Source organism: Winogradskyella undariae, assembly GCF_013285155.1.
Lineage (GTDB): Bacteria > Bacteroidota > Bacteroidia > Flavobacteriales > Flavobacteriaceae > Winogradskyella > Winogradskyella undariae.
In genome coordinates, this window is sequence record NZ_JABTEL010000033.1 from 1 (window position 1) to 5,812 (window position 5,812).

4 protein-coding genes and 1 pseudogene are annotated in these 5,812 nt (G+C 29.4%); all 5 read right to left on the reverse strand.

All coding sequences use genetic code 11. The features are described from left to right. Positions 1-91 precede the first annotated feature (91 nt). Positions 92-421, reverse strand: a pseudogene (locus tag HSX10_RS18345) (GmrSD restriction endonuclease domain-containing protein); the annotation flags it as partial. A gap of 45 nt (positions 422-466) precedes the next feature. Further along, entirely contained in the window at positions 467-1,900 is a 1,434-nt protein-coding gene (locus HSX10_RS18350; protein WP_173589710.1) for a UvrD-helicase domain-containing protein, read from the reverse strand. Further along, the gene (locus HSX10_RS18355) at positions 1,893-3,575 is read right to left on the reverse strand and encodes an ATP-dependent nuclease (protein WP_173589711.1); all 1,683 of its coding nucleotides are present in this window, start codon (positions 3,573-3,575) and stop codon (positions 1,893-1,895) included. Before HSX10_RS18355 ends, HSX10_RS18350 begins: the two co-directional genes overlap by 8 nt. A gap of 170 nt (positions 3,576-3,745) precedes the next feature. After that, positions 3,746-5,026: an STAS-like domain-containing protein gene (locus HSX10_RS18360; RefSeq protein WP_173589712.1), complete on the reverse strand. Its 1,281-nt coding sequence runs from the start codon at positions 5,024-5,026 to the stop codon at positions 3,746-3,748. Between the two features lie 157 nt (positions 5,027-5,183). Further along, complete coding sequence (locus tag HSX10_RS18365; RefSeq protein ID WP_217363327.1) at positions 5,184-5,711, reverse strand: DUF4269 domain-containing protein; 528 nt, start codon at positions 5,709-5,711, stop codon at positions 5,184-5,186. Positions 5,712-5,812: the final 101 nt, after the last annotated feature.

The following is a 5,812-nucleotide window of genomic DNA, read 5'->3' on the forward strand; positions in this document are numbered from 1 at the left end:
TATGATAATAATTACAGAAGTACTTTAGCAATAAATTAATAAGTTTTTACTTGTTTTTTACCACAGTACTTTGTTGGGCACAGTATTTTATTTAGATAATCTTTTTAAATATTTCTTTGTAATATATTCTAGCTAATTCTTCTGCTCTTGTTTCAATTTGATCATTTTTCCAAGTTTCATTATCATTTACAAATTGATTAATCCAAGAAAAAGATGATTTCTTAAATATTTTCTTTTTCTCAGTATAATTTTGATTTCCTGTTTCTCCATTCAGCTTTTCTTCTAACAAAATCAAGTTTCCAATATTAAATGAATTTCCTCCAGTTGATTCAGAAACGATATGTTCAATACTACCTAAATCTGAAAAAACATCTTCTTTCTCACACATAGAATTTAGTTTTTGGATAGCATATTTTGTTTTAACATTACTTGGCTTTCGTTTTTTATACCGTGTTACCTGCTGGCTTTATTTATAAGGTAACAAAACAACATTATTAGTGAATATTAAAAGCCTTTTAGAAGCTCTAGTTAATGCAACATAAAGATGTTTAGGACACTTAAATTTATGGGCATTTATTATAGCAACAGTATCAAATTCTAATCCTTTGGTTAATAATGTTGTTCCGATACATCTACCCGATACTTTACGACCAGTTCTACGAATTAGATTACGACTATTTGTCATAGCATCTGATACTAAAATTTTATTTTCATCTGCATCTCTTAAAGATTTTAGAAATGAGCTAAACAATTCTCTCCTATGAGATTTTATACCTTGAAGTTCTTTTACTCCAATTAAAAAATAAGAAATTTTACTATAAGAAATATCATTTTTTAATTCTTCTATCAGTGACTCAAGATGCTTAACAGATGTACGATCTTTTTCTTCTCTTTTCTTTTTAAATCCTTTTTCATTAAACCACTTATCAAGCTCAGTTTTATTAAAAAGTTTATAGCTTAACTCTTTTAACTTAGAAACTATATTTTCATTTGTAATTTCATCAGCTGTTTTTGCTATTTTATAAAAGTCTTTATCATCTATTGATTCAATTAACTTCATACGATTATTAAATTGCTTAACTAATTTAAGTCTTGGATAAATACTTGTAGAATCAGGATGTAAAATCAATAAATTCTCTTCTTTTAAAAGTTTCGTTATTTCTTTATAATAATCCTTATACGGTATATATAAATCTCGTTCATCAAAAGTAAATGTTTCAATTGATGGAAACTCAGATAAATTAATTTCTTCTTGCTTAATTATAGATTCTCGAATTTTTTTTAGATCTAAACCTAAGTTACTATTATTTCCTCTTAGCCAACGTTGGGGTTGATTTAAGGAATACTGATTATTATTAAATTCAAGCATATCATTCTCAGCTTGCATATCAACAAGTGCTTCACCGTTGAAGCCAAAGATTCCTTGTAAGTAATCACCAAGAATATGAGTCGGGAATAAATCAGCTAATGATGAGATTAACTCATGTTGTTGAGTTGTACAGTCTTGATATTCGTCAACAAATAAGCCAGAGTATGTTCTTGAAATAACATTTTTAACAAGTTTTAATTTAAATATTTCTTTAGCTTTATTTATTATGAAAGGATAATATTCTTTACTATTCTCCTGAGAGGGTATGTCTATTCCTGTATAAAATGAAAGTACATACTTTTGAGCAAAACTCGTTATAGTTTCAATATTATAATCAGAAGAATGAATTTTTTTTTGTTTGAATTTTTCCTTCAGAGAAGCTACGCCTGCATGAGTGTGAGTAAGTATTAGTTGTTTTCCTTTACCTTCTAAATGAATTAAACATTCTGATATGGTATATGTTTTACCAAATCCAGCTGGTGCAATTAACATGCTTTTTTCTTTGGAAACAAATTCTTTGCAATCAATCATTTTCAATCCAATTTATTAATTGGTCAATTTGTTTACCCAATTTTTTATCAAGGAACTTCTGCTTATATTTCAGACTAATGTTACCAATAACTTCTCCATGGTCAGTTCGTTTAAACCACTCTTTCTTTTTTACAATTGAAGATTTATAAATTGCATCTCTTAAATCATTAGAATCTATATCTTTCCAGTTTTCACCTAACTCAGATGTATATTTTGAATTTATTGATGCTTTAACACTATCCTCATCCTTTTCTTCTATTCTATATTCTATCAATTCTTTGATAGCATCCCAAGGTAAATCTTCAAAAATGTGATTTTCCATAGCTTTTTTGTCATCACTATCAATAATCGTAACACCTAAAGAAGTGAGAGAACTCTTTTCATCATTTATTTTCTGTACGTCAGAGTCACAGAATAAACAAACTTTATATCCTGCATTAAGAAACGCTTTGGTATAGTCAATTTGAGTTGAACCTCCACCGTTAGCAAAACGAACACCTTTAATAGCGGAATTAATACCTTTCTCAGTAATTAAATAATTATTTAATCCTCTGCAAAACCCTATTTCGGTTGGTCCTTCACAGACTAAAACCTTATTACTAAAGAAAGCCTCTGGATTACTACGAATGCACCCTTGTAAAGATGAGTCAAATTCATAAAGTTTACTGTAGTTATTTTTTACTCTAAATAAATCAGTTGTAGTCAATTCTACTAATACATCTCTAGAATGTGTTGTTATAAAAATTTGGCCTTTATTCTCTCTTTTTAAAGTTTGAGCTAGATGTTGTGCTCTATCTGGTTCCAGCCCTTGTTCAATTTCATCAATTAACAAAACCCCTCCTAACTTTGATAGTTCGGTTTGGATAGCCACTGAAATTATTCTTTTAGAACCTTTACCTTTTAATCTAAATGGTATTTTATCATCATGTAAACTAATTCTTTGATTGTTAATAGATATATCTTTAAAATCAATAGTTGTTGTTGTATTGTCTTTAATATCAGCACCCAATTTTGAGGCTGAATCTACTACTTTCTTAACCGTATCATCTAAATGATTGAATGAACTTGTATCAATTTCTTGTTTTGCTTCTCTAAACGCATCTAGAATTATATTATTTTTTTCACTAATAGAATCATCTTGTTTTAATAATGAATATAATGGATTTCCTTTACTCCAAGAAAAGTGTTTGTCTACATAATCTGAAACTAGAAACACATTCAGTTTAGCTCTATCATTTGCACTCATTTCAATCTCTTCTTGATTTTCACGGTTATTAACGATAGTCCATTTCGGTTCTAAATTTTTATCAACTATTAATTTTATTGTAAGTATTTCTAGGTAGTCATCTTTTATGTCATCATGGATAATATTGGTTTCCTCTTCTAAGCCTCTAATATAAAGACCATATTTGTTTTCATTAGTCAAACTAATAGGTAAATCATATAGAGATACCTCAATTTCAATTGGATTAGAAATATTTCCATTATAAAAGTCTGTATCATGAAAAGTCTGATTCCACATTGGAGATAGAACTTTCGAAATAGCGTCAAGAATAGTTGTTTTTCCAGAATCTCCCCGCCCGATTAAACATATGAAATCTGTTATGCCAAAAACTTGCTCAAGTTTTTCAATTCCTCTGTAATTTGATATTTTTAGACTATGAATTTTTGCCATAAGTTTAAATATGCTTTTTTTTTGCGCTTGCAGGTAACGTGTTGCGTATGGTTAGTTGCGTGGTTGAGCAACTAAGTTAGCAAACTTTAACGAACCCGTGAAAATTCCGCAGGAATATTCACAGGTAGGGAAGAACAAAGCAATTAATTATACACGTTTGTTATGCTCTTTTAATTTTCATCATCAACTGCTTGTGTTAATCTTTGTGCAATAGCTTTGTCAAGCAAGTTCCTTATTAGAGGTTCCATATTTATATTTCTTATTAATGAAGAAAATGAAATTGCTCCTAATTTGATGAATAGCTTACCTATCATTTCATCAGCGAAACTACTTGAAATTACTGGAATTCCTTCCCAATCTATAACTAATGGGAAATTTGGTTTAGCAGTGACTAAATTATTTATTTTTGTATTAATCTGCTTACCTGAGCGTCTAGTTCCAAACCCAGTAGTTTCTTGTTTCATTTTAAGCATTAAACAATTTTCATCTTCCATTTCGTAATGATAGTCAATCACGTTTCCAGGTTCATAGTTGGCATCCATACCAAAGTTTAAAGCTTTTGAAATTGAGAAATCTTTTGAAATATTTATTTGTCCGCAGACTAAAGTACCTTGATATAATTGAAATTCTCTTCGGTCATTTTTTTTAGTTTCTTCTAATGTACTTATAATTCTAGCTCTGCCACTTGTAACTTCTAATGAGCCACCGGTTAAAGTCGCAACTCTAAGAGAACCTGCTAATCCATTTCCTTGGCCATATTTTGGGTTTCTTGTTACTCCAGCTTTCACAGCTTCTCCGATAGCTTGGATATCCGTTCTAAGTGTTGGAAACCCTTCTTTTAAAGAATTTAATATTCCTCTTCCTGAATCAGCAACTGCAAATGCTATAACTCCGTTTGTTGGATATGTACTTGCTTGGACGAAACCACCTGATTTACTTTTAGAATGGTTTAATACATTATCTGTGATTTCGTTAATCGACCATTCTAATCCTGAAATAATATCTTTTGGTACTTTCATGTTTCTGAGAACAACATCCATAAAGTCATTTACTACTTGAGTTTGTTCTTTTTCATCAAAAAAATTTCGCGTAACTAAGTGTCTGTCGTGAGCAGACTCAGATTTATCAAATTGGCTAGGTGACAAATAATGAGCCCAATTTACACTCCTAAATAATCTACGAACATTATCATTGTTTGGTAATTTTACGTAAACTTTATATCCTTCATTTCGAATTTCTGTGATTGACGAAATTATTGGAAGAACTCCGTTTGGATATGCTTGTAGTACCTTGGAAAAATCAAGTGTTAAATTTTGATTTGAAGACTGTTTAAAAATATTTATTGAAGCACAAACATCTTTAATATTAAAAGAATTTAGTTTTCCTGTGAATTCAATAGTGGAATCTTTTTTCCTAAACCAAGTATTTCTGTTAATGTTTGTTCTATTCATGTATGTTTTTCTAATTGAGCATAACGTTGTTGTATATGGTTTGTTGCGTGGTTTAAGCACCTAATTTAGCAAATAAAAACCGAATAGAAAATCCGCGAGGATTTTCGTAAATAGGCTAGAACTAGCAATAAATTATATACGGTGTTGCCAACAGTATTTATTTTTTCAGTTTTAATAATTCAGAATATGGATTTCCATTTAACCCTAATAATTTAGCGAAAGCGGGTTCCGTTTTTATTCCGTTAGATTTTAATTCTTTCACTCTTTGTTTAAATTCGGAACCTTTTTCCTTTAAAATTCTATTTTCAATAATCATATGTTGATAAGCATTTTGCTTTTCGGTTGGAATATCTTGTCCAAAAATCTCAAACAAAAAATTATCCGTTTTAAATTCCGCAATAGTTGAATAAATTCCATTTTGTTTTGTTGAATAAATTTTAAAGTCTTTTTTGTTAGAAAAATGTTCTGATAAATATGTTATAAATTCAGAGTGATTTTGACATTCACAAATAATATCTAAATCACTTTCTGGTAAATCAATTCCGATTGGAATAGTTCCAGTCAAAATTGGGTCATATTTTTTGAGTTTCTCTAAAATCTGATATTTTTTTATTTCAGAAAAAGCAAGTTTTTGTCTTTCGTTTCCAAATTCCAAATATTCAATATTTCTAAAATTTTCAATCAATTTTCGGGTTTTTTATATTGTTGGCAACGTTTATGTATAAGAATAGTTGCGGGTTTGTATGCGAGGATTTTCCGAAGGAAAATCAGACGTTACAAACACGC